Origin of the sequence: Arthrobacter castelli DSM 16402 (assembly GCF_000430705.1) — a bacterium.
Classification (GTDB): domain Bacteria; phylum Actinomycetota; class Actinomycetes; order Actinomycetales; family Micrococcaceae; genus Arthrobacter_C; species Arthrobacter_C castelli.
In genome coordinates this window covers 38,341-62,156 of record NZ_AUMN01000016.1, presented here as the reverse complement: position 1 = coordinate 62,156, position 23,816 = coordinate 38,341, and the positions used below count along the sequence as shown (strand labels likewise).

Genomic DNA, 23,816 nt, shown 5'->3' with positions numbered 1-23,816 from the left:
ACCTGCAGAATAGGATTGACGGAAAGGTCTATCCCCGCCCGCTGAAGGGCTTTAGCTCAAAGGAAGAGTTGTGTCGAACAGCAGCGCCGGACAAAGCGCCCCCACCAGCAAGGACGTGGCGCGGCTGGCCGGTGTGTCCCAAAGCACCGTCTCGTATGCGCTCAGCGGGAAGAGGTCCGTTTCGCCGGATGTGAAGGATCGGATCAATCGGGCCATTGCCGAACTGTCCTACCAGCCCAACTCCGGTGCCCGCGCGCTGCGGGGACGCAAGTCGCACGTCATTGGGCTGATCATGCCGGCACGGGGCAGGTTCGACCGTTCATCCATGATGATGTTCGTGCTCCACATCGCCGCGACGGCACGCTCCTACGGTTACGACATCCTGATTGTCACCGAGGACGAAGGGCCGGACGGTATCCGCCGGGTCGCCAAAACCTCACTGTGCGATGCCCTGATCATCATGGAAATTGCGACGGCGGACCCCAGGCTGGAGGCGATTGCCGCCGTCGACATTCCCGGCGTGCTGATCGGCGTTCCGCCGGGGCGGGAGGGCTTCAACTGCGTCGATCTGGACTTCGCAGCGGCGGGTGAATTGGCTGTCGGGCGGCTGACGCGGGCGGGCCACACCCGGATCGGGTTGCTGATTCCCCGGATGAGCAGCACCCAGGACAAGAATTTCCCCGACCGGTTGATCGCCGGCGCACGGAACGCCGCGGCGGTGCAAGGCACCGGTGGCGGCGCCAACAGCAACAATGACGACGTCGTCACGGTGATCCGGCCCGAGGGCACCTATGAAGGGGTCCGGAAAGGACTGGCGGAGCTGCGCAGTCACCAGCCATCGTTGACAGGCTTCATCTGCATGATGAATCCGTTCTCCCCCTATCATGCGCTCACCGCCGGAGGGCTCGACGTCGGCGCGACGACGGGTCTGATTGCAGTTTGCGATCATGACGAGGCCGAGAACCTGCCGGTGCGAATCACCAACATCGACCCGCGCCGCGAGGAAGTGAGCCGCCTCGCGGTGGCGCGGGCCGTTGAATTGGTGGAAACCGGCCACAGCGGTGCCACACCCGTCCAGCTCATCGAGCCGCTGCTAATTGAACGGGACAGCGTCCCCGACCGGCCAGGCGCGGCGACAGAATAGCAGCAGCTTGTCGCCCGGACGTCACCCGGCTGGCGCCTCCCGGGCTCGTGCCTGCTGCGGCAGCCCGGCCAGGGCGCCACGCACCGACGTCCACGAGGCCAGGATCTCCCGGGTTTCCGGATGGGACTCCTGCTCGATGGCGGCCCGATGCGCCTCATCCAGCACGTCGTCAATATAGACGCGGCTGTCCGTGGTGGAGGCCCGCACTGCTGCCTCGACCATGACGAGGCTCATGATGTTTTCATGTACCTCGCCCAAGGGGGTTTCGCCGCTGCGCAGGGCCGAAACGAACTGCGCCAGTGAACCGGCAATGCTCACATTCGGGCTGTCATACATCGACGCCGGTTCCGCCACCGTCGTGCCACTGACTGCACCGTTGCCGGCCGTCCCGGAGTCCACTCCCGCCACATCGGCGGCGGGATCGTTGTCTCCATCCCACAGCGCGGAACCATTGGACCCGCTGACGCGCCACTGGCCGTTCCACGAAGTCTCGAATCCGGGACTGCACCAACTGCCCTGGTAGAGGTACTTGATGCCGCCGGTCATGGTGAAACTGACGCTGGCAGTTGCGGATCCCCGGTACCAGCTCCAGGCCGGATTAAATTCTTCCGCGGTGACCGACACAGGGTCGGCGTCGAGCAGGAACCTGACCGTATCGAAGGGGTGGATGGCCATGTCGATCAGCAGCACATGGTCCATTTCCTCACGGAATCCGCCGAAGCGGGGCGCCTTGTAGAACTGCGTGTTGACGATGCCGGTGTCGCCGAGGGCGCTGATCTTGTCCTTGAGCGCGAAGACGTGGGGGTTGTACCGCCTCGATTGGGACACCATGAACAGCTCCCCGGTACGCTCAGCGGTGGCAGCCAGCGACAGCGATTCGGCGATAGTGGCCGCCACCGGTTTCTCGCCGAGGACAGGCAGTCCGGCCTCCAGCGCCTTGACCGTCACCGGATAGTGCTGCGATGGGATGGTGACGTCGACGACGGCGTCCGCGCCGACTTGCTGTGCCAGCTCGACGCCGTCGGTTCCGACCGGCAGCTCCGGTGCCCCGGTCCCCGCAGGCAGATCCGGGGATCCCGTCCCGGTCGCGGCGTCCCGGGCGGCGTCCAGGTTGATGTCGGCGATGCCGGCCAGTTCGCAGTCCGGGTTCCGCCGGACGGTGTCGATCCACCCCCGTCCCATCGACCCGGCGCCGATCACGACGAGCTTCAGCGGCCGCCCGCAGGCGATGGTGCGGAACTTCAATGCAGCCCTCCCGCCTGCGCGTCCCCCACGCCCTGGCCGGCGGCTCCGGTGAGGAACCAGTCCGTTTCGAAGCGGTCCAGGTACGGCAGTTCCCGGCGGTCATGCCGGCTCTCCGCCCAGCCCACACCGTTGGCAATCACCCGGCGGACGTCGTCGTGGTGGTAGACGGGGTAGTCCTGGTCGCCGGGGCTGAAGTAGAAGATTCTTCCGCGGCCGCGCTTGAACGTGCAGCCGCTGCGGAAGGCCTCGCCACCGGAGAAGGTACTGATGAAAATCAACTCGTCCGGAGTCGGAATGTCGAAGAACTCCCCGTACATCTCCTGCTCTTCGATGACGATGGGATGCGGCACGCCCTCGGCGATGGGGTGGGTCGGATCCACCGTCCACACGAGTTCCCGGTCGGCCTCATTCCGCCAGCGCAACGTGCAGGTGGTTCCCATCAGGGTGGTGAAGATTTTCGACCAGTGTCCCGAGTGCAGCACCACCAGCCCCATGCCGGAGAGCACATGCTGCTGCACCCGCGCGACGACGTCGTCGGCCACCTCGTCGTGGGCCATGTGGCCCCACCAGGTGAGCACGTCGGTCCGGCTTAACACGTCTTCGGTCAGGCCGTGCTCCGGGTCGTCCAGCAGCGCAATGGTGATGTCGACGTCGTCGCCCAGATGGTCCTTGATCGCAGAGGCGACGGTGGCGTGCATGCCCTCCGGATAATTGTCCCGCACCCGTTGATCGCGTTGTTCGTGCCGGTTCTCGCTCCACACCGTGACCCGCAGCGGGCTGGTTCTGGTCATGATTGGGCCTTTCTGTTGTTGGTAATCGTGGCGTGACATGCGGATTCGCCTTTTGACGACCCCGTCTATTTGATGGCTCCGCCGGTGGCTCCGGCGGCGATGAATTTCTGCGCCGAAACCAGCAGGATGACGGCGGGGATGGAGGCCAGCACGGCCGTGGCCATCACCGAGTTCCAGTTGGTCACCTGGGTGCCGATGTACTGGTAAATCCCCAAGGTGATGGGCCGGACCCGTTCGGTGGTGGTCAGGGTCAGGGCAAACAGGAAGTCGCTCCAGGCGAACAGGAAGCTGAAAATGCCGGCGGTGACAAGCGCATTAGTGCTGACCGGCAGCACCACTGAAAGGAACGCACGCACGTGTCCGGCGCCATCGACCCGGGCAGCTTCGATGATTCCGGGCGGGACAGCCTGCATGAACGCGCTGATGATCAGCACGGCAAAGGGGACGCCGGCGGTTGCGTTCGCGAGGATGAGCCCCAGGATTGAGTTCAGCAGACCCAGTTTGTTGAACGCGTCATAGAGGGCGTTGGCCAGCACAATTCCGGGAATCATCTGTCCGACGACGACGGCCAGCAGCAGAATGCGTGCACCCTTGAGCCTGAACTGGGCGATGGCGTAGGCCGCCGGTGTCGCGACCGCCAGCGACAGCGCCACGGATCCGAGCGCCACCAGCAGGCTGGTGACCAGGTTGCCGCCCTGGTCGGCGATGGCCGTTTTATACCCCTGAAGGCTCGGGTCCGCCGGGAACAATTCGCTGGTCAATGTGCTGCCACCGGGCGAGAGCGAGAGGTTGACCATCCAGTACACCGGGAACAGCAGGACGGCCAGCAGGATCAGCCCGCCGGTCATATTGGACCACCGGCCCACCGAGCGGCGGGTGCGTAGCGTCAGCGCATACATGGAACGTCTCCTCTTCACTGGGCGGAACGCCGGTTGGTGTACAGGTAGATCGCGGCGAACACGAGGGAGATGGCGATCAGGATGTTCGCGAACGCTGCGCCCTGGCCGAAGTCGAACTCGACGAAGGAGACCTGGTAGGACAGCGTCGACAGTGTCTGCGTCGAGTTCGCCGGACCGCCGTTGGTCAGCCCGAGAATCACGTCCAGCAGCTTGAGGGTGTAGACCACTCCGAGCAATAGCACAACGCTGACCACCGGACGCAGCAGCGGCCAGGTGATGTACCTGAATGAGCGCCACCCGGTCGCGCCGTCGAGTTCGCCGGCCTCGTACAGTTCATCGGGGATACCCTGCAGGCCGCTGTAGAGAATTGCGACGTTGAACGGGATGCCGATCCAGATATTGACCAGGATGACGGCGGTCAGGGCGACGTCAGGACTGCTCAGCCAGGGGACGGCGGGTATCGAGAAGATCCCCAGGAACTGGTTGATGATGCCGCCTTCCTGCTGCAGCATCGCCTGCCACACCGCACTGGAGACGATCAGCGGGATCAGCCATGGAAGCAGCAGCATGGACCGCAGCAGCCCGTTCAAAGGGAATCTGCGCCGGAAGAACAGCGCAATGGCCATACCGATCACGAACTGGCCGGCGATCGATCCCGCCGTGAAGAGTCCAGTGTTCAGCATGGCCTGCCCGAAGATCGGGTTGTTGAAGGCATGAACATAATTGTCGAAGCCGATAAACGGTGCCTCATCGGTGAAGAACGTTTCCGCCGTGTAGCTCTGGAAGCTCATCAGGAAGTTCTGCACGATCGGATAGCCGAAGAACAGCGCGACGTAGAGAATCGCGGGGGCCATGAACATCCATTTGATGATCTGGTCGCGCCGGCGGTGGTTCACTCGGCGCGATTCAGGCCGGTGGACGGGCTTCGTCTCCACGGGGGTGGCTACGGCACTCATTTGATGGTCCTCGCTGCTCTATCGAGGGCGACTTCGGGGCTGGCCTGCCCGGTCAGGGCGGTCTGGACGGCCGTGTAAATTGCCTGCGCCGTCGCGGGCCAGTCCTCGCCCAGCTTGGCGGTCCGGGCACGCGCCCCGCCGACCTGGTTGACGAACGTCTCTGCGGCCTCGCTCTGCTTGGCGTATTCGGCTGCGACGTCCGGCTTGGAGGGGATAGTCAGGCGATCCTTCGCCATGGCCATCTGGTTCTCGTCTGTGTTCAGGCACTCAATCATTTCGGCGGCCATGGCCTGCTTGTCCGGATTCTCCGTCTTCGGGACGGTCCACACTTCGCCACCCAGCGGTGCCACTGATGTGTCACCGGGATCAGGAACCGGGATGGGCACCACGCCGAAATCGAACGTGGCTTCCGCCTTGAGCCGGGGAAGATTCCACGGTCCATTGACCACCATGGCGGCCTTTTGCCCGATAAACCTGTCGATGACTTCGCCCTGGCCCCAGTTGACAACGCTCTGCGACACGGAGCCGGCCTTGACCATATCGGTCAGCAGCTGGAGCGCCTCGGTGACTTCCTTGCTGTCGATGTTGGTCTCATCGCCGCCGTTGGACCACATGAAGGGAAGGAACTGCCAGGTCCCCTCATAACTGGCCGCACCGGAGAAGGCGAAGCCGTAGCGGTCTTTGGTCGTGAGCTGCTTGGCGGTCCGCTTCAGTTCTGCCCAGGTATCCGGCGGTTCAATCCCCTGCTTTCGGAGGATGTCCTTGTTGTAAAACAGCGAGATCGTGTTGACCGTAGGGGCGAGTCCGTAGACTTCGCCCTGGTAACTGCCGGCGTCGAGGACGTTCTCCGAGATTCCCTGTGTATCGACGTCGAACTTGTCCAACGGCACCAGGCCGCCAATCGAGGCGAACTGCGCCATATCCGGATTGTCGAGCATCAGCAGATCGGGAAGCGTATCGGACGAGGCCATCTGCAGAACCTTCTGCACCAGCGCCTCGCCGGGGATAGTGTTCCTGACCAGATCGACGCCGGTCTCGTTCGCACACTTGTCGAGGGCATGCTGGATCGACGTGTTGCTCGGCTCATTGTTGTAGTAGTCGACGACCCGGAGCGTATTGGGGTCGTCACTTCCCAGCGGTCCCGTGCTGCATCCGGCGGTCCCCAGAAGGACCGGAACGGCGAGCAGGGCCAGCGTTCGTGCCACTTTCCGATTCCGAGGCATAGGCGCCTTTCTAGAAGTATGTCCGAGAGTCGATACGTATCGATGATTAGAGACTATGTTTGAGCCTCGCGCCGGATATGTCAAGAGTCACAGTTGCAGCACGGTCATTCACAGCCGCGACGCCGGCAGGCATTGGGGCTCGGCCGGCACCGTCCCGGCGCCCATCGCCGAGGCAGGAGGGCACGGGGTAAGCAGCCTGCAGATGAGTCCCTTGGGAATGGGCTTCGCCTTCGGGCCGGACCTCTACAGCACCGACGACGGCGGGCGCACCTGGAACCGGGCGGAGTTGCCGGGCGAAGGGCAGCAGGTGTTGGCGCTGGCTGTTTCCGGTCATAAGGTCCAGATAGCCGTGTCCGCCTGCGGTATTGCCACCCCGGACTATGAGTGCGGCCAGCCGACCACGCTCTGGCGGAGCCCGACTTGGCCAATGGTCTTCGGACTGGAGCCGCTGTGGACGCAGGCGGATCTTCAATTGCCGGCGAACTATAACGTGCAGTTGGACGCGAAGGGCCGCACCGCCTATTTGTCGATGCGCAGGCATTATCCCCGGCCGGATTTGCTCTATGCCACCACTAACGGCTGGTCCTGGTCCCAGCGTCCGTCGCCATGCGAAAAGTCTCAGGCGCTTAACCGCACGCTGGTCGATGTCGCCCCGATCTCCCCGGACCGGGTGGGAGTGCTTTGTCTGAGCGACGCCGGCTGGTCCAAGTCCACCAAGACGGTCTTCCGGTCCGGCGACACGGCCCGCACCTATGAGCCGGCCGGCACAGCTCCCAGGCGTGGGCTCAGATCGCATCTGGCGGCTGCACCGTCCGGAGCATTGTTGATCACCAGCACCGCGATCGGCAGTCTGATGTATCTCAACGATGGCGGTCAGTCCTGGAGTTCCGTGTTCGAGCGCCCCGGTCCTGGCTTCAACGACCCGGTGTTCACCACCTCATCGGATGGGTATGTGATTCATAGTCCGGCGTCCCGCGCCGGCGGTCCTGGGGAGGTGCTGGTCACGCACGACGGCGGCAAGACCTGGGCGGCGTTATAGAAACGGCCGAGATACAACTATGCCGCCACGTTCCCGGCGTCCGAGAGGGCGCCGTCGCGCATGGTCGCCACTGCATCGGTGAGCGGAACGAACTCGGTGTCGTGGGTGACCATGATGGTGGCGACGCTGAAATCCCGGGTGATTTGGCACAACAGCCGCACGATCGACCCGGAACGTTCGTGGTCCAGGGCAGCGGTCGGCTCATCCACCAGCAGCACTGACGGATCTCCCATCAGCGCGCGGGCGATGTTGACCCGCTGGCGCTGCCCGCCGGAGAGCTGGTGCGGCCGGCGGGAGGCGGATTCCGCCAGGCCGACGACGTCGAGCATCTCCATCGCGCGCGCCTTGGCCTTGCGGGGCTTGACGCCGCGCAGGTGCTCGGCGATCAATAGTTGTTCGACGGCGGTCAGCGACGGCAGCAGGTTCGGCTGCTGGAAGATGATGCCGATCTTGTCCCGGCGCAGTGCCGTTCGTTCGGCATCCGGCAACGCGGTGATGTCCACGCCGTCGACCAATACCTCTCCGTGCGTCGGCTTCACCAGTGTGGCGGCGACGGCGAGCAGGCTGGACTTGCCCGAGCCGGACGGGCCAACGAGCGAGGTGACTGTTCCGGCCGCGGCCTTCAGGCTGACCGCGTCGAGCGCGGTGAGGTGGCCGTTCTCCCCGTCGGGGTATTGCAGGGTGACGTCGGTGAGTTGGAGCGTTGCTCCGCTGTCGTGGTTCCGCGCGGCTGTCCTGGTTGCGGGGATGGTGCTGGTGGAGTTCATGAGGGTGTTCCTTGTCTGGGTCGTTTTCGTGAGGCCGCGTCTTGGGGTGGTGCCGATCCTGGCGGTGGAGCTGCCGAGCCGGTTAGTTGCCGCCGAGGGCGATCAGCGGATCCACCTTGGCGACACGTCGGACGGCAAGGGCGGAGCCGGCCAGGCCGAGCAGCACGATGCCGGTGATGGGCACGACGGTGGTGGCCGCCGTCGTCATGAATGGCGCTGCCTGCGCGGCGAAATAGCCGCCGGCGAGACCGAGTCCGCCGCCCACTGCGGCTCCGGCGAGCAGCACGATCGCGGCCTGGGCCATGGCGTCCTTGAGTACGTATCCGTTGGAGCCGCCGAGAGCCTTGAGCACCGCGATATCCCGGGTGCGCTGCACGGTCCACACGGTCAGGAAGGCGACGATGACCAGCGCGGAGATGCCGTAGAGAAAGCCCTGCATCAGCATCAGCGAGCCGTTTTCGGACTGGAAGGAGGCCAGGGCGCTGAAGCTTCCGGACTTGGTGGTGCTGACCGTGTCCGCGGATGCGTTGATGTCCGTCAGTGGCGTCGCGTTGGCGGCATCGCCGTTGTAGGTCGCCGCAATGACGGTTCCGACGACGGCCGGGTCGGACAGGTGGGCAAGTTGCTGCCAGTCGGATAGCGAGGTCCAGACCACCGGCGTGTGGCTGTACCACTGGGTGTCGAGCACCCCGTCAATGGTCAGCTTCATGCCGCCGATCGTCGCCTCGTCCCCAGCCTGCAGATTCAGGTCCTGGGCGATCTGGCGGCTGATGACCGCCTCGCCGTCGTCGACCCGGGGCGGCGCGAGTTCGCCGGAGACCGGGGCGCCGAAGACGGCGACGTTGGTGCTGCCGCCAGACTCCAGACGGGACTGAGTGATGCCGAGCGGTTCGGCGTTGGTCACGCCGTTGGCCTCCTGCCATTCGGCCAACTGACCGGTGGTGATGCGGGAGTCCGTGTAGGAAGCCTCGGGCTTGTCGCCGTCGGGAGGGCCGAAGGCGATGTGGGTGGCGTCGAGCTTCTCAATGCCCGACGTCGACTGGTTGGCCAATCCCGCGGTCAGGCCGGAGAGCATCACGAGGAGCAGGCTGATCAGCGCCACGACGGATCCCATCAGCGCGAATCGGCCGGTTGCGAAGCGGATATCCCGCAGGGCCAGGTACATCCTAAGATCACTTCTTTCGTTCGCCAGAGAGTGGATGTTTTCCACTACTTCCACTCTCCGGCAGGACGGCCCGCGCCACATCGGGGGCCCGGTTGATTGTCGCTGGCCGGATGGTTGATTCGCCGGTCAACCTTTTGGATGATCTTCCGACCGGTTCGCCGCTTCCGTAAGCCCCGCCGAGGTAGCCCCCCGGCCGTCAGGTAGCCCGTTGCAGCCCGCTACCTGACGGGTAAGTAGCTACGTCGGCGCGGAAGGGCAGGACGATCGCTGGTGGAGCCCGGCAGGATTGACGGCGGAGCGCCGGGTTACGCTGAGGGGATGCAGGTGGAGTACGACGACGGCGGGGCAGCGGGCGACGTTTCTGGCGGTGATTGGCCCCCGAGTAACCCGTCCAGCGGTTCACCCTCCGCGGGCGAGATGGTGCTGCGGGTGTTGCGGATCGCCCTGCACGTCGGCTTCGCGGTGCTGCTGGCAGTCGGCGTTGCCCGTACTTTGCTGACCGCGCCCCATGCCGTATCCAGCTACGCTGCCCTCGCGCTCGCCGTCGTGTTGGCGGCCGTGTACGTGGCCGGGACGGTGGTGGAGAAGCGCGCGGCAGAAAAGCCGGCCTCCGGAGCGAGCTCAACTGGAAGGCCGCGCGCCAGGCAGACCGGCCGACAGGGCCAGGCACGGCCGGTCTATCAACCCCGTACCCGGCGCTCAACCAGCTTCAAGCGTTATGGCATCCCCTGGTTGGCGGTGGTGACGGCGTTGTGGGTGGCGCTGCTGGTTATCAGCGGCGATTTCTCCTGGCTGGCGTTCCCGCTGTTCTTCCTGCACATCCACCTGCTCGGGCCGCGGCACTCGATAGTCGCCGTCGTCGTCATCACCGCAGTGGTTATAGCTGCCCAGTGGTATCACGCGGGAGACTTGCACGTGGCCATGGTGCTCGGGCCCATGTTCGGTGCCGGTTTCGCCGTGGTGATGGCGGTGGCGTACCGCTCCCTCTATACCGAGGGGGTAAACCAGCGGCGCGCCCTCGATGAGCTGCGGCGCACCCGGGCGGAACTGGCCAGCACGCAGCACGAGGCGGGCGTGCTGGCCGAGCGGGAACGGCTGGCCCGGGAAATCCACGACACTCTCGCCCAAGGTCTGTCCAGTATCGTGTTGGTCTCCCGGGCGGCGGATCAGGCGCTGGAAACCGGCGATTCGGATACGGCGCTGGAGCAGGTGCGCACCGTGCACTCGACCGCGGCCGAGAACCTGAGCGAGGCGCGGGCGTTCGTCCGGGGACTGAGCACCGGCGAGGTGCAGGACAATTCCTTGGTGGAGAGGTTGCGTCGGACTTGCGAGACCACGGAGCGCGAGGCTGCGGCCCGCGGCGATGGCCTCCGCTGCCGTTTCGAACTCGATGGCGAACCGGTTCAGCTGCCCGCTCCGTACGAAGTGGCGCTGCTGCGGGCCACCCAGGCCAGCTTGTCCAACGTGTCCCGCCATGCGCAGGCGACCACCGCCGTCGTCACCCTTGGTTTCGTGGGCCCGGATGTCACCTTGGACGTGTTCGACGACGGGATCGGCTTTGACTCGGAAGCAGCCCTGGCAGCACCGGCGCCAAGACCGGACGGCTCCGGATACGGGTTGTTGTCCATCGCCGAACGCATCGCCGCCTTGAACGGACACCTGCAGATTGAATCGAGTGACGGAGAGGGGACGGTCGTGGCCATCCGCCTGCCGCTGGGAGAAGACGATGAGTGACATCCGCGTGCTGCTGGCCGACGATCATCCGGTGGTCCGGGCCGGATTGCGGGCGATGCTGGCCGGTTTCGAGGGCATCGACGTGGTGGCGGAGGCGGCCGACGGCACCGAGGCGCTGGAGATCCTGCACCGCCGGGAGGCTCTCGGCGAGACGGTCGACGTCGTGCTGATGGATCTGCAGATGGGCGAGGGCATGGACGGGGTCACCGCGACCCGGAAGATCCGCGAAGCGGGTGGCCCGCCGGTGCTGATCCTGACCACATATGACACAGACGCCGATATCGTCGCCGCGGTGGAGGCCGGCGCCAGCGGTTACATGCTCAAGGACGCCGAGCCGGCGAAGATCCAGCAGGCGGTTCATTCCGCCGCCGCCGGCCAGACGGCGCTCGCTCCCGAGGTCGCCGCCCGGTTGATGGGTCGGATCCAAAACCCGGAACCGAACTTGAGCAACAGGGAAATCCAGCTGATGGGGCTGCTCGCCAAGGGTATGTCCAACCGGACGATCGCCAAGGAACTGTTCATCAGCGAGGCGACGGTCAAGACGCACCTGGTGCATATTTACGACAAGCTGGGTGTGGACAACCGGACGGCGGCGATTTCGGCGGCGCGCCAGCGGCGGATCATCCGGGACTGACGTTTTGAGGCTATGCCGCGGAACGTCCCGTGTGCTCCAAGCGTTCGGCAATCCAAATTCCGGCCGGCGGTAATTGTGACCGCAGCCGGAGCAGTCGCGCCGCAGGTGGCAGACTGTACGGGTGGGACATATCGACGTCGCCAATATTGACTACTTCCTGCCCGACGGCGGACAGCTGCTCAATGCTGTCTCGTTCCGGGTCGGCGACGGTGCCAAGACCGCGCTGATCGGCCCGAACGGCACCGGAAAAACCACGCTGTTGAATATCATCGCCGGCGACCTGACCCCCGACGACGGCGCCATCACCCGCTCGGGACACCTCGGGGTGATGCGCCAGTTCATCGGCCAGATCCGCGACGAGTCAACTGTGCGCGACCTGCTGGTCTCGGTCGCCCCGCCCGCGGTGTCAGCGGCCGCCAAGGCGGTGGACGCGGCGGAGCTGGAGATGATGGAGTCCGACGCCGAAGCGGTGCAGATGCGCTACGCCCAGGCGCTCGCGGACTGGGGCGACGCGGGTGGCTACGATATCGAGACGGTGTGGGATGAAGTGACGATGGCGGCGATGGGACTGCCGTTCGAGCGCGCCCAGTGGCGGCAGATCTCCACCATGAGCGGCGGTGAGCAGAAGCGGCTGGTGCTGGAGGCGCTGTTCGCGGGGCCGGACGAGATCCTGCTGCTGGACGAGCCGGACAACTACCTGGACGTGCCCGGCAAGCGGTGGCTGGAGGCGAAGCTGCAGTCCTCGGACAAGTCGGTGCTGTTCGTCAGCCATGACCGGGAGTTGCTGGCCAACGCCGCAAGCCGCATCGCCACGCTGGAGCCCGGCGTGCTCGGGGCGACCTGCTGGGTGCACGGGGCCGGTTTCGCCACCTATTACCAGGCCCGGGACGAGAGGAATTCCCGGTTCGAGGAGCTGCGCCGGCGCTGGGACGAAGAGCATGCCAAGCTCAAGGCGCTGGTGGACATGTACAAGAACAAGGCCGCCTTCCGCTCCGATATGGCCTCGCGTTACCAGGCCGCCAAGACCCGGCTGGCGAAGTTCGTCGAGGCAGGCCCGCCGGAGGCCATCCCGGTGGAGCAGAATGTGCGGATGCGGCTGAAGGGCGGCCGCACCGGCAAGCGCGCCATCGTGGCGAAGCAGCTTGAGCTGACCGGGCTGATGAAGCCGTTCGACGCCGAGATCTGGTTCGGCGACCGGGTGGGAGTGCTTGGCTCCAATGGCTCGGGCAAATCCCACTTCCTGCGGCTGCTCGCGGCCGGCGGCTCGGAACCGGACCTAGAGCATGAGCCGGTGTCCGACGTCGTCATCGATCCGGTGCCGCACGAGGGCAAGGTGAAACTTGGCGCGCGCATCCGCCCGGGGTTCTTCGCCCAGACCCATGTCCGTCCGGACCTGATCGGCCGCACTTTGTTGGACGTGCTGCACCGCGGCGACGAACACCGTTCCGGCCTGGCCCGGGAACCCGCCGGACGGGCCCTGGACCGTTACGGGCTGGCGCGGCAGGCGGAGCAGATGTATGACGAGCTCTCCGGCGGCCAGCAGGCACGGTTCCAGATCCTGCTGCTGGAGCTGTCCGGCGCCACGCTGCTGCTGCTCGACGAGCCGACCGACAACCTGGATCTGCATTCGGCCGAGGCGCTGGAGAAGGCCATCGATTCCTTCGAGGGCACGGTCCTTGCTGTCACGCACGACAGGTGGTTCGCCCGGGGGTTTGACCGTTTCATGGTCTTCGGCGCCGACGGGAAGGTCTACGAATCGGACGAGCCGGTCTGGGACGAGCAGCGGGTGGAACGCGCCCGATGAGTCCCGGTTCCGCCCGCTCGTTAAACGCCGCCACCGTTGCCACCTTCCTGGTGTTCGGCCTCAACGGCTTCGTCTTTGCCACCTGGGTGGCGCGCATCCCGTCGGTGGCGCAGATTCTGCAGCTGAACAATTCGCAAACCGGTGCGCTGCTGCTGCTACTCGCGGTCGGCTCCATGCTGTCGCTGCCCCTGGCCGGGGTCGTCACAGCCAAGGTGGGCAACGGAAACGCGGTTCGGGTCGGTGGTGTCACGTGTGCCGCCGGCGCGGTGTTGATTTCGACGGCGTTGCTGGCCGCCTCCGTGCCGCTGACCGGCGTCGGGCTCTTCCTCTTTGGCACCGGCGTGGCGCTGTGGGATGTCGCGATGAACATCGAGGGGGCTGAGGTGGAGCGCCGCCGACGCCGGACGATCATGCCGCAATTCCACGCTGCGTTCAGCGGAGGCGCCTTCGTCGGCGCGCTGGTGGGCGCGGGACTCGCCGTCGCCGGCGTCGCGCTGCCGGCGCACCTGTTCACCGTCGCACTGTGCGCCGCGGTGATTGCCCTGCTGCTGCCCCGGCTCTTCCTTCCCATTACGACGCCGGCACAACAGCAGGAGCCCGAGGGGCCCGACGCACCCAAGCGCGGTTCGGCGTGGAAGGAACCACGCACCGTGATGCTCGGGCTGGTGGTGCTCGGCGCGGCGTTGACGGAGGGAGCGGCCAACGACTGGATCGCCAAGGCCACGGTGGACGGGCTCGGAACCGACGCCGCCGCCGGGTCGGTGATGTTCGCCGTCTTCGTCGGGGCGATGACCACCTTCAGGTTCTTCGGAGGACGCTTCGTCGACCGCTACGGCCGCGTCCCGGTGCTGCGGATCAGCCTGGCGTCCGCGCTCGCCGGGCTGCTGATCTTCGTCTTCGGCCCCAACGTCTGGATCTCAGGTTTCGGGGCAATTCTCTGGGGCGCAGGCGCCGCCCTGGGCTTCCCGATGGGCATGTCCGCCGCGGCCGACGAGCCCGAACGCGCCGCCGCGCGGGTGGCCGTCGTGTCGACAGTGGGTTACACGGCGTTCCTGGCCGGCCCGCCGCTGCTGGGTTTCCTCGGAGACCAGGTCGGAATCCGGACGGCGCTGCTCGCCGTCGGCGTCGTCGTCATTGCCTCGCTGATGACCGTCGGCTCCGCCGCCGAACGCCAGCACAGCCACCGGAGCACCGGCGTCGAAACCGGGAAGGCGTAGATCCGCCGTAGAGCTTGCACGGCACATCGCGGGTTCATACGGTGATAGTGCACCGGGGGGCGCTTCGCCCGGGCAAACGCAGGAGGGCAGCACATGACACCGTCGAACGACGTCTTCGAGTCGCTGGAACAGGAGTTGGCCTGGCAGCGCGAGCTGTACATGGACCTGCACCGCAATCCCGAGCTGAGCATGGCCGAACACCGGACCGCGGGCATCATCGAGCAGAAGCTGTCCGGCTTCGGCTACCAGGTCCAGCGCATCGGCGGCACCGGCGTCGTCGGAGTCCTCGAGAACGGTGCCGGCGCTACCGTCCTGGCGCGGGCCGACACCGATGCCCTGCCGGTCTCCGAGGCCACCGGGCTCGAATACGCTTCCCGGGTTACGGTCGAGGCCCCCGGAAGCGGAACCACCGGCGTGATGCATGCCTGCGGGCACGACATGCACGTCGCATCCCTGTTGGGGGCGGCGAAGCTGCTGGCCGACCGCCGCGACGCGTGGAGCGGCACCTATGTGGCGCTCTTCCAGCCGGGAGAGGAGACAGCTGAAGGGGCGCAGGCCATGGTCGACGACGGCCTCGCCGCCAAGGTGCCGCACCCCGACGTCGCCCTGGCCCAGCACGTCATGCCGGCCGAAGCCGGGATGATTGGCACCACGGCCGGCCCGATCCTCTCCGCCGGCGACTCGCTGCGGATCATCGTCTACGGCCGCGGGGCACACGGCTCCATGCCGCACACCGCCGTCGACTCCGTTGTGCTGGCCGCCTCGATCGTGATGCGGTTGCAGACGGTTGTCTCGCGCGAAACCCAGCCCGGCGAGTTCGCGGTCGTCACCGTCGGCGCATCCAACGCCGGTACCAAATCCAACATCATCCCGGACCGCGCGGAGCTGCTGCTGAATCTGCGCACCTATTCGCCGGCGGTGCGGAGGCGGGTGATCGCCTCCATCAAGCGCATCGTGCAGGGCGAATGCGCGGCCGCCGGTTCGCCACGGGAGCCCGACTTCGAGTTCTACGACCAGTTCCCGTTGACCAGCAATGACGCCGATGCCACGGAGCGGGTTACTGCCGCCCTCGCGGAGCACTTTGGCCCGGAGCAGGTTTACGTGGCGGACCCGGCTACCGCATCCGAGGACTTCAGCAGGATCCCCGCGGCCTTTGGCGTTCCTTACACATATTGGACGGTGGGATCCGTGCCGGCCGAGACCTACCGCAAGGCCGTGGAGAACGGCACCGTGGCCGAAGACATCCCCGCCAACCACTCGCCGTTTTTCGCGCCCGCGATCGATCCCACGCTGTCTGTCGCCACCCGGACCCAGGCCGTGGCGGCGCTCGCGTACCTCGGCCAGTGACCTAACCTGATGACGTGAGCACAAAGCGCACCCGGGGCAAGGACCAGACCAGTCGCCGACAGTTGTCCGGGCAACTATCCGGGCCGCTGCGCCGTTTTCTGGCTACCGAATCCGGCAGCGCGATGCTGCTGGTGGCCGCGACGATCCTCGCTCTGCTCTGGGCCAATTCCCCATTCTCGGACGCCTACGAGGCGCTCTGGGACGTCGGTGCCTCGCTGCAGATCGGCGGCGTCGGGCTTGAGATGGATCTGGGGCACTGGATCACCGACGGCCTGATGGCGGTATTTTTCTTCGTCATCGGTCTGGAAGTGCGCCGAGACCTGTCGGTAGGAGAACTCACCGACCGCCGGCGGGTGGTGCTGCCGGTGTTCGCGGGGATTGGCGGACTGGTGGTTCCGGCAATGCTGTACCTGCTGATCGCTCCGGGTGGAGAAGCGGCTCAGGGCTGGGGCATCGTGATCGGCACCGATACGGCGTTTCTGCTCGGGACATTGGCGCTGGTGGGACCGTCGATTTCCACTCAGTTGCGGGTCTTCCTGCTCACCCTGACAGTGGTCGACGATATCGTGGCGGTGACGGTCATCGGCGTCGTGTACTCCGACGCCATCGACGTCGGCGCGGTGCTGATTGCCGCTGCCGCCACCGCAGCGCTGGTGGTTCTCGGGCGGGTTGGCGTGTGGCGCACCTGGCCGTACGTCCTGGTCGCGCTCATCGTGTGGCTGGCCACGATCTCCTCCGGCCTGCACGCCTCCATCGCAGGTATGGTCGCCGGACTGCTCATCCCGTCTTTCGCGCCGGGCAGGGACGCAGTTGAAGGGGCTGCCACGCACTTTCGCGCCTTTCGCCAGTCGCCGATGGCGGAGGTCGGGCGGTCGGCCAAAGACGCACTGGTGCGGGCGGTGCCGGTGAATGAGCGGATGCAATTGATCCTGCATCCCTGGGTCAGCTACGTCATTGTGCCGGTCTTCGCGCTGGCGAACGCCGGGGTCGACCTGCGCGGCGGCCTGCTCACTGAGGCTTTGGCCTCGCCCGTGACGTGGGCTGTGGTTGCCGGCCTGGTGGCCGGGAAGTTCCTGGGCATCGGCAGCTTCGCCTTTGGCGGTGCGAAGGTTGGATTGGGTCGGCTTCCGCAGGGCGTCGGCCCGGGCCAGGCACTGGGTGGCGCCGCCTTATCCGGTATCGGTTTCACGGTTTCGCTGCTCATCATCGGCCTCGCCTTCGAGACGCCGGAACTGCAGGACAAGGCCACCGTCGGAGTCCTGATCGCCCTGGTCATTGCCTCCGCGCTGGGCTGGGTGGTGTTCCGGCTGGCAGCAGTCCTGCACGGCGAGACTGCTGCCGGACTGCCAACTGTCCTTTCCCGCTCTGTGGACCCGGGCCGCGATCATATTCGCGGCTCTGTGTCGGCACCGTTGACCCTCGTCGAATATGCGGACTTCGAATGCCCCTTCTGCGCACGGGCCACTGGCGTGGCCAAAGAAGTACGGGAGCACTTCGGCCAGGATCTGCGTTATGTGATGCGGCACCTGACGCTGCCCGAAGTGCACCCGCGTGCCGAGACTGCTGCTGCCGCGGTCGAGGCGGCAGCCGCGCAGGGGCAGTTCTGGGAAATGCACGATCTGCTGTTCGCCCACCAGGACCAACTCGAACTCGAGGATCTGGCGGGCTACGCCGGGCACCTGGGCCTCGACGTCGAGCTGTTCCTCCGCGACGTCGACGAAGACCTGCACGCCGCACACATCAGGGAGGACGTAGCCGACGCCGAGGCCAGCGGGGCGCGGGGAACCCCTACCTTTTTCGTGGGCACCCAACGCCATATCGGGCCCTTCGACGCCCAAAGTCTCATCGCCGAGCTTGAGGCCTCACGGCGCAGTGGTGCAGGGACGGGGCAGGCAGGCGGAACGGCGCTTCCCTGAACGGGTGCCTTCCGAGCTATATGGGAGGCGCGTCCACGCTGACCGATTTGCGGAGCAGCCGGCCGGGAGCCGGCGACATCAGGGCCATCGATGAGCTCGCCGGCCGGGACGCCTCCATTGCTGAATTTCCCACGACACTGGAAGCCGCCCGGCACGCGAGTGCGCGGGGAATCGCGACGGTCTCGGGAGCGCCGAATGTTTTGCTGGGTGGTTCCCACTCGGGCAATGTTTACGCCCTGGAACTGGCCCGCGAAGGGGTCCTCAATATCCTGGCCTCAGACTACCTGCCCTCCAGTATGCTGGCCGCCGCCTTCGAAATCGCCCCGCCTGGGGCATGCCTCCCTCACTGGAGCCATCGCGATGGTCACCGCTAACCCGGCCGCCGCCGTCGGACTGGACGACCGCGGCCGTCTCGAACCCGGACGGCGCGCTGACCTGGTTCTTTGCTCGGACAGACACCCATATCCTCGAGTCATCCGAGCGTTCTCCGCATCGGCCGGGGCCCGGTGACGGCAAGGCTCGTAGAGTCGAAAGAACCACCTGATTCCGTTGAAGACGTCGCCGCAGGGGTCGACACGGACTGCCAGTCGGTGAAGACCGGGATGGTCCATCTGCAGGGTCGAGGAGGGTTCGGTCCACCCGGCCTGACGATGAGTCGTGAGCGGTCCCGCCGGTGGCCCACCTATCCTTACGCGGGTGGAGTCAGTTGGCGGGGAGCACGAACGCCGAGTCGACCGTGATGGTGACCTTGTCGCCGACGAGCACACCGCCGGCTTCGAGCGCGGCGTTCCAGGTGATGCCGAACTCCTTGCGGGAGATCTGCGTTGAGGCGGAGAACCCGGCGCGCGTGGCACCGAACGGATCAACGGCCACGCCGCCGAACTCGACGTCGAACGTCACCGGCTTGGTGGTTTCCTTGATGGTCAGGTCCCCGCTGACGCGGAAGTCGTCCGGAGTCCCCTCGACCCTGGTTGCCTTGAAGGTCATGGTCGGGAACTGTTCGACGTCGAAGAAGTCCGCGCCCTTGACGTGTGCGTCGCGGTTGTCGTCGTTCGAGTCGAAGGACGCGGTCTTCACGGTCGCCTCCACCGCAGAGGAGTCCACCGACTCGCCGACCGTCAGGGTGGCGTCCGCATCGGTGAACTGGCCCCGGACCTTGCTGATGCCGGCGTGGCGGACAGAGAAGCTTACTTCGGTATGTGCCTGGTCGAGGGTCCAGGAGCCGGGGGCGAGTTCAATCGTGGTCATTTTCAGGTGCTCCTAATTTTTCGTCTTACGGAACCGGCAAGTGGTCCCGGCACGGTTCGCTATACATGCAAATGCATCTAGATAGGAATATATTCCCGGCAGCCTCACCGGGCTCAAGCCACCGTGCCCGGCGTCGAAACCGGAACGCGTGGAACTGCTTCCGGGATGTACATAACCGGGTAATTGCTATTGACTGAAAAGGTTCGCATCGTCGCACGTTAAGGAAGGACTCTGTATGGGCCCCGCTATCGAGGCATCTGACGATCCGCGAAACTTGCCCGAGGGCGGGCTGTCGTCGGCGGAGCGGGAGATTCTTGTCCTGTTGTGGATGTGTCCTGAGACGGTTGAACGGTTGGAGGACATGTTTGTCCAGGACGATCTGCGGGAGTTTCAACGCGCTCGCGGGACCGTCCGGCAAGGGCTGTCGTCAGCGCTCCACAAGCTGGCTGATCTCCGCCTTGTGGCTCCCGTGCCCACCAGGGAGAACATTCCGCGCACGTCCGCCAGCATGGAATGGCAGCTTACGGAGCATGGAACCGAGGTTGCTCGGCGTTTGAACCGCGCTCGTGGCGGGTCGACCTGACGACGGCCGGCCGGCTGGCGCCCCCGGCGGCGAACCGGGCCATCGATACTGCCAAAAACAGGACATCTCTCCCTACTGGCCGCCCCGCCCCGCTGGCTAGCTTTGAGGGATGAGTATTCGAGATGAAACAACACAAGTACCAATAGCAACCAAGGACAGTTCCCGCCGGCTGAAGCGCACCGCCGTCGTCATTGAAGCCGCCGTCATCGCGGTGCTTATCTGGGCCGCTGCCGTGCCGCTGGCGGGCGTCGACCTTCGAGTCACCACTGGCGGAACTGTGCAAACCATCGGTCCGGTCCAGATCCTGGTCATGGCGCTGCTGGCCGGTGCCGCCGCGTGGGTGGTCCTCGCCGTCGCCGAAAAAGTGAGTCGCCGGCCGCGCAGGATCTGGTTCCCGGCCGCCGCAACTGCAGGGGTGGTCTCCCTGGCCGGTCCCTTATTCAGCGGCGCTTCCATGGCCGCAATGCTTGTCCTTCTCGGCCTGCACGTCGCGGTAGGGGGCATACTGACAGTGGGACTGCTCGCCGTGGCAGGTCCCCGGCAATCCAGTCAGTAGGAAGAACTATGGCACTGAATCAGCGCACGGACGCGGGCGCGTCCGGGCAACGGGTCGATTTTTCCGGCTTCTTCTTCGCGTGGGTGAGAAGCCATACCGGTCTGTGGATGTGCCTTGTCTGGATACCGGTCTTCCTGTTCGCTCCTACGGCGGACATAGTGCACATGGCCCAAAGCGGCAGCGAGCCAGGGTGGTCCATCGCGCTTGCCGTTGTTTTCCTGACAGGGCTGGCTGCCACGTTCGCCGGGTCAGTGATTCCCGCGGCCGGCGGCCGGGGCGGGTTCGGAGTCGAGGCATCGCTGGTGCTGCTGGCCGGGCTGGCGTGCGCGGCGATGGTCTCCTTCGGCTGGGTGGCGCCGTTCGCCCTGCCCGCCATCGCGTGCGGCGTAGTGCTGCAGCTGCGCCATGTCCTTCCGGTCATTGTCGTGATTTCCCTCTTCGCCGCCGCCGTGGTGGGGATTGTGGTCGGCTCCTTCGCCAGCGCGGCGGGTGCGGCGGTGCTGACCTTCCTGGCCGGGCTGGGCAATTTCGTGATCCATCGATTGGCATCGGCGATTGCCGAGCTGGACGCCACCCGCAGTGAACTCGCGCGGGCGGCCATAGTCGCCGAGCGCGCCCGTTTCGCCCGGGATCTGCATGATTTGCTGGGCCACACCTTGTCGGTGATCGTGGTGAAGGCCGAGGCCACCCGCCGGCTCGTGCCCGTGGATCCGGATGCCGCGGCCGGTCATGCCGCGGATATCGAATCGATCAGCCGCAATGCCCTGACCGAAGTCCGGGAGGTGGTCAGTGGCTACCGTTCCGTCAGGCTGGGATCGGAGCTGGACGCGGCACGGGAGACGTTGACCGACGCCGGCATCACGCCCGGGATTCGCAACGAGATCGTGTCGCTGACCGGCCAGGCAGAAGGGCTGCTGGGATGGGTGGTGCGTGAAGGGGTGACTAACGTCGTACGCCACTCCGGGGCGGACCGGTGCACGATCGTCGCGCGGCAGGACGGGGACAACGGGGACACAGCGACGGTGCTGATCAGCGACAACGGGTCCACTGCACCGGTCGGGGCGCCCGATTCGAGCAGCGGCTGGGGGCTGGCGGGACTGCGGGAACGAACGGCTGCCCTGGGCGGCCGGCTCATTGCATCGGCCGACGACGGCGGGTTCCGGCTCATCGTCCATGTTCCGGTTGAGGCCCGGGCCAACAACGCCGACAGCACCGGCACCGACAGCACCGGCACCGACGACGGAGGGGCGGGCCGGTGATGAGGCTGCTGCTTGCCGAGGACCAGACGATGTTCCGCACCGCCTTGGCCAGCCTGCTCGCACTGGAGGAGGACATGGAGATTGCGGCCGAGGTGGACCGCGGGGACGCGATCATCGAGGCAGCACGGACAGCGGCCCCGGATGTCGCACTGCTTGACGTCGAAATGCCGGGCCGCAGCGGCATTGATGTGATCGGCGAGCTGCTCGACGAGCAGCCGGGGTGCACCGTCGTCGTCCTGACCACTTTTGGCCGCCCCGGTTACCTCAAGCGCGCACTGGAAGCCGGAGCCAAGGGGTTCCTGTTGAAAGATGCACCGGTGGAACAGCTCGCGCAGCAAATCCGTACGGCCGTGGACGGAACCGTCGTCGTCGATCCCGACCTGGCCGCCTCGGCCCTGAGCACGCCGCAGAATCCGCTGACGGCGCGCGAGCGCGAGGTGCTGGCCGCGAGCGGATACGGGGCGACCGTCCGGGAGGTCGCCGCCCAACTGCATCTTTCGTCCAGTACGGTGCGCAACTACCTGTCCACCGCGATCAGGAAAACCGGAGCGAGGAACCGGGTGACGGCCGCGCGCATCGCCGAGAACAATGGATGGCTGTGAACGGTCGGCGGCAGGGTGTAACGCTCCTTTGACGCGACAAGGCCGAACGCATCTTTAGAGAGGCGCGAATGATTCATTGGCCCGAGATGTTGTTCCTGACCTTCGCTTCTGACGCCGACGGTCGGAATCTTTGGCAGATTCATGGATCGCTTGCTCGAAGAGCATCCTGTTATGGAGTTTGACTACACGCCGCACGAAGAGCCACGTGATCACCGCGCCTGGCCAGAAGGTGACAAATAGCGCGGTCGAGACAGCTAGCTCAATCCAGGAAACAGCGGCGTGCAACTGTGATATCTCGGTTATGGAGACGAGGGATGTGCCGAGCGGGCCGAAAGCGGAAATGCCGATCGCTAATAGACCCCAAGCCCACAGGGCCCACCAGCGGAAGCCCCGCTTTGGCAGTACTTGTCCTGCCGTCCTCACAGACCGGTACATAGCAACCCACTCGATGATTGCCGAGATGGCAGTAGCCAGAGCACCCAAAATCAAGATTCCGGCGAATATCTGGAGCACGACCCTGGAGATCCCGGCGGAAGCGTCAAAGATAAACAGGAGGAACATTGCGCCCGTACTGGTGAGGAGGGCAACGCCTGTTCCCATTCCGATACGTTCGCTGGTCTTCATTTGCCGAAGGCGTAACCAATTCATCCCGTTGCGGATGAGATAGCAGAGACCAGCTAGCAAAAGGAGTGCTCCACTGATTGAAGTGCCTTCGAATCTTTTCACCGCTTCTGTTACAAATCTGGTTACGGTAATGGACCACTGCTGCCAAGTGCCGGTAGCGCCCAGGACCAGGAATGTCGCCCCGACTCCGATGAAGAGAGCAACCCTGAAAGTTCCCCCTGCGGTCCACTGCTTCGTCGGACCACAAAGGTGTTGTGCGACCCTTAGATACTGTTTCCCAACAGCGAAGACAAGGCCCAGGACTGTGCTGAGGGTGATGAGTACACCAATAATAGTCAACCATCTGGCGCCATCAGTTCGTCCATCACCGCCGCCAAACTTGGTGAAACCCCAGTAGAGGAGGCCAAGCCAGACACCAATAAGGGTCGCGGTGGACAGATACTTGTCGCCGGTCCGGCGCATTTGGCTGAAGAAGGGTGGCAGGAACCATCTGAGCCCGCTGGCGAACGTGATCAATTCACTGACGATTTTGCGTGCCTGCCAGACTCCGCTGGCGATTCGAATACTGGGAATGTTCTTCACTGCAGCCGACTGTTTCGTAAGCGCTACTTCCAGCAGCCTCGACCGTCTGTCCTGAAGCTCTTGAAGGGTGACTGAATCCTCTATCCCTGTCAGAGCTTGTATGACTGACAGAAATTTGGCATCAGCCTCGTCGTTCGGTTCTGGGGCTTCTGGACCAAGCATTCGGTTGGCGGCCAATAGGTCCGCCTGCGATACCTTCCTTACTTCCCCAGTGCTTCGCCGCTGGATCTCGGACTCAGCCGAGAGCCGAAACTGGGCCGACCACGAAGGAGAGCGGACCGCGAGCGCCCCGAAACCGAGCGTCCAAATGGAAAAGACGCTTACGACGAGGCTGCAACCCCAAGCCGTCCACAACAAAATATCCATATTCAGGACGGTATGGGGCACCACTGACAGAATTCTTACGGGTCGAGACGCTTGGGCCCGCAAGGGCGACAAAGAGGCTTGCATGTGAAACCGGCGAACCGATGAGTTCCGGAGA

The 23,816-nt window shown here is 65.3% G+C and carries 22 protein-coding genes; 13 read left to right on the top strand and 9 right to left on the bottom strand.

Going from position 1 to position 23,816, the window contains the following annotated elements:
* The first annotated feature begins 70 nt into the window (after window positions 1–70).
* Window positions 71–1,144 carry a LacI family DNA-binding transcriptional regulator gene (locus H535_RS0116420; RefSeq protein WP_035770016.1) on the top strand — a complete coding sequence of 358 codons (1,074 nt, stop codon included), beginning with the start codon at window positions 71–73 and terminating at the stop codon, window positions 1,142–1,144.
* Between the two features lie 21 nt (window positions 1,145–1,165).
* On the opposite strand, the gene H535_RS26130 is transcribed toward H535_RS0116420, so the two are convergent.
* The 5 genes from H535_RS26130 to H535_RS0116395 all read right to left on the bottom strand — a co-directional run bounded on the left by H535_RS26130 (window position 1,166) and on the right by H535_RS0116395 (window position 6,258).
* Window positions 1,166–2,389 carry a Gfo/Idh/MocA family protein gene (locus tag H535_RS26130; protein WP_155838741.1) on the bottom strand — a complete coding sequence of 408 codons (1,224 nt, stop codon included), beginning with the start codon at window positions 2,387–2,389 and terminating at the stop codon, window positions 1,166–1,168.
* Complete coding sequence (locus H535_RS0116410; protein ID WP_026820402.1) at window positions 2,386–3,180, bottom strand: ThuA domain-containing protein; 795 nt, start codon at window positions 3,178–3,180, stop codon at window positions 2,386–2,388. Before H535_RS0116410 ends, H535_RS26130 begins: the two co-directional genes overlap by 4 nt.
* Window positions 3,181–3,245: 65 nt before the next feature.
* Window positions 3,246–4,079, bottom strand: coding sequence for a carbohydrate ABC transporter permease (locus H535_RS0116405; RefSeq protein WP_035770014.1), 834 nt, complete (start codon window positions 4,077–4,079; stop codon window positions 3,246–3,248).
* Window positions 4,080–4,093: 14 nt separating this feature from the next.
* Window positions 4,094–5,035, bottom strand: a complete 942-nt coding sequence (locus H535_RS26125) for a carbohydrate ABC transporter permease (protein WP_081416756.1) — start codon at window positions 5,033–5,035, stop codon at window positions 4,094–4,096.
* Window positions 5,032–6,258 carry a sugar ABC transporter substrate-binding protein gene (locus H535_RS0116395; RefSeq protein ID WP_026820400.1) on the bottom strand — a complete coding sequence of 409 codons (1,227 nt, stop codon included), beginning with the start codon at window positions 6,256–6,258 and terminating at the stop codon, window positions 5,032–5,034. The genes H535_RS26125 and H535_RS0116395 overlap by 4 nt, the downstream gene beginning before the upstream one ends.
* A 202-nt stretch (window positions 6,259–6,460) precedes the next feature.
* Here H535_RS0116395 and H535_RS0116390 point away from each other — a divergent pair, with 202 nt between their 5' ends.
* Window positions 6,461–7,297 carry a WD40/YVTN/BNR-like repeat-containing protein gene (locus H535_RS0116390; RefSeq protein ID WP_155838740.1) on the top strand — a complete coding sequence of 279 codons (837 nt, stop codon included), beginning with the start codon at window positions 6,461–6,463 and terminating at the stop codon, window positions 7,295–7,297.
* 17 nt (window positions 7,298–7,314) lie between these two features.
* Here H535_RS0116390 and H535_RS0116385 read toward each other — a convergent pair whose 3' ends face one another.
* Window positions 7,315–8,064, bottom strand: coding sequence for an ABC transporter ATP-binding protein (locus H535_RS0116385; protein ID WP_081416755.1), 750 nt, complete (start codon window positions 8,062–8,064; stop codon window positions 7,315–7,317).
* Between the two features lie 82 nt (window positions 8,065–8,146).
* On the bottom strand, window positions 8,147–9,229 hold the full coding sequence (locus H535_RS0116380; protein ID WP_026820397.1) for an ABC transporter permease: 1,083 nt from the start codon (window positions 9,227–9,229) through the stop codon (window positions 8,147–8,149).
* Between the two features lie 417 nt (window positions 9,230–9,646).
* On the opposite strand from H535_RS0116380, the gene H535_RS0116375 reads away from it, so the two are divergent.
* The 8 genes from H535_RS0116375 (at window position 9,647) to H535_RS30045 (ending at window position 18,391) form a co-directional block, all read left to right on the top strand.
* The gene (locus H535_RS0116375; protein ID WP_026820396.1) at window positions 9,647–10,963 is read left to right on the top strand and encodes a sensor histidine kinase; all 1,317 of its coding nucleotides are present in this window, start codon (window positions 9,647–9,649) and stop codon (window positions 10,961–10,963) included.
* The gene (locus tag H535_RS0116370; RefSeq protein WP_026820395.1) at window positions 10,956–11,597 is read left to right on the top strand and encodes a response regulator; all 642 of its coding nucleotides are present in this window, start codon (window positions 10,956–10,958) and stop codon (window positions 11,595–11,597) included. The genes H535_RS0116375 and H535_RS0116370 overlap by 8 nt, the downstream gene beginning before the upstream one ends.
* 121 nt (window positions 11,598–11,718) lie before the next feature.
* On the top strand, window positions 11,719–13,401 hold the full coding sequence (locus H535_RS0116365; RefSeq protein ID WP_026820394.1) for an ABC-F family ATP-binding cassette domain-containing protein: 1,683 nt from the start codon (window positions 11,719–11,721) through the stop codon (window positions 13,399–13,401).
* A complete protein-coding gene (locus H535_RS26120; RefSeq protein ID WP_051299442.1) occupies window positions 13,398–14,618 on the top strand; it encodes an MFS transporter in 1,221 nt (406 codons plus the stop codon). The genes H535_RS0116365 and H535_RS26120 overlap by 4 nt, the downstream gene beginning before the upstream one ends.
* Before the next feature lie 93 nt (window positions 14,619–14,711).
* Window positions 14,712–15,965 carry an amidohydrolase gene (locus H535_RS0116355; RefSeq protein WP_026820393.1) on the top strand — a complete coding sequence of 418 codons (1,254 nt, stop codon included), beginning with the start codon at window positions 14,712–14,714 and terminating at the stop codon, window positions 15,963–15,965.
* A gap of 14 nt (window positions 15,966–15,979) precedes the next feature.
* The gene (gene nhaA, locus H535_RS0116350; RefSeq protein WP_026820392.1) at window positions 15,980–17,881 is read left to right on the top strand and encodes a Na+/H+ antiporter NhaA; all 1,902 of its coding nucleotides are present in this window, start codon (window positions 15,980–15,982) and stop codon (window positions 17,879–17,881) included.
* Between the two features lie 20 nt (window positions 17,882–17,901).
* A complete protein-coding gene (locus H535_RS30050) occupies window positions 17,902–18,255 on the top strand; it encodes an amidohydrolase family protein (protein WP_026820391.1) in 354 nt (117 codons plus the stop codon).
* Window positions 18,242–18,391: an amidohydrolase family protein gene (locus tag H535_RS30045; protein WP_245580357.1), complete on the top strand. Its 150-nt coding sequence runs from the start codon at window positions 18,242–18,244 to the stop codon at window positions 18,389–18,391. Before H535_RS30050 ends, H535_RS30045 begins: the two co-directional genes overlap by 14 nt.
* A 192-nt stretch (window positions 18,392–18,583) precedes the next feature.
* Here the strand turns inward: H535_RS30045 and H535_RS0116340 are convergent, their stop codons facing one another.
* A complete protein-coding gene (locus H535_RS0116340) occupies window positions 18,584–19,129 on the bottom strand; it encodes a YceI family protein (RefSeq protein ID WP_026820390.1) in 546 nt (181 codons plus the stop codon).
* 692 nt (window positions 19,130–19,821) lie between these two features.
* On the opposite strand from H535_RS0116340, the gene H535_RS26115 reads away from it, so the two are divergent.
* From H535_RS26115 to H535_RS0116320, 3 genes are read left to right on the top strand one after another with little or no spacing between them, the layout of a single operon-like run.
* Window positions 19,822–20,268, top strand: a complete 447-nt coding sequence (locus H535_RS26115; protein WP_051299441.1) for a DUF6069 family protein — start codon at window positions 19,822–19,824, stop codon at window positions 20,266–20,268.
* An 8-nt stretch (window positions 20,269–20,276) separates the two neighbouring features.
* Entirely contained in the window at window positions 20,277–21,527 is a 1,251-nt protein-coding gene (locus H535_RS26110) for a sensor histidine kinase (RefSeq protein ID WP_051299440.1), read from the top strand.
* Window positions 21,524–22,129, top strand: a complete 606-nt coding sequence (locus H535_RS0116320) for a response regulator transcription factor (RefSeq protein WP_026820388.1) — start codon at window positions 21,524–21,526, stop codon at window positions 22,127–22,129. The genes H535_RS26110 and H535_RS0116320 overlap by 4 nt, the downstream gene beginning before the upstream one ends.
* A gap of 54 nt (window positions 22,130–22,183) precedes the next feature.
* On the opposite strand, the gene H535_RS0116315 is transcribed toward H535_RS0116320, so the two are convergent.
* The gene (locus H535_RS0116315; protein ID WP_026820387.1) at window positions 22,184–23,701 is read right to left on the bottom strand and encodes a hypothetical protein; all 1,518 of its coding nucleotides are present in this window, start codon (window positions 23,699–23,701) and stop codon (window positions 22,184–22,186) included.
* Window positions 23,702–23,816 lie beyond the last annotated feature (115 nt).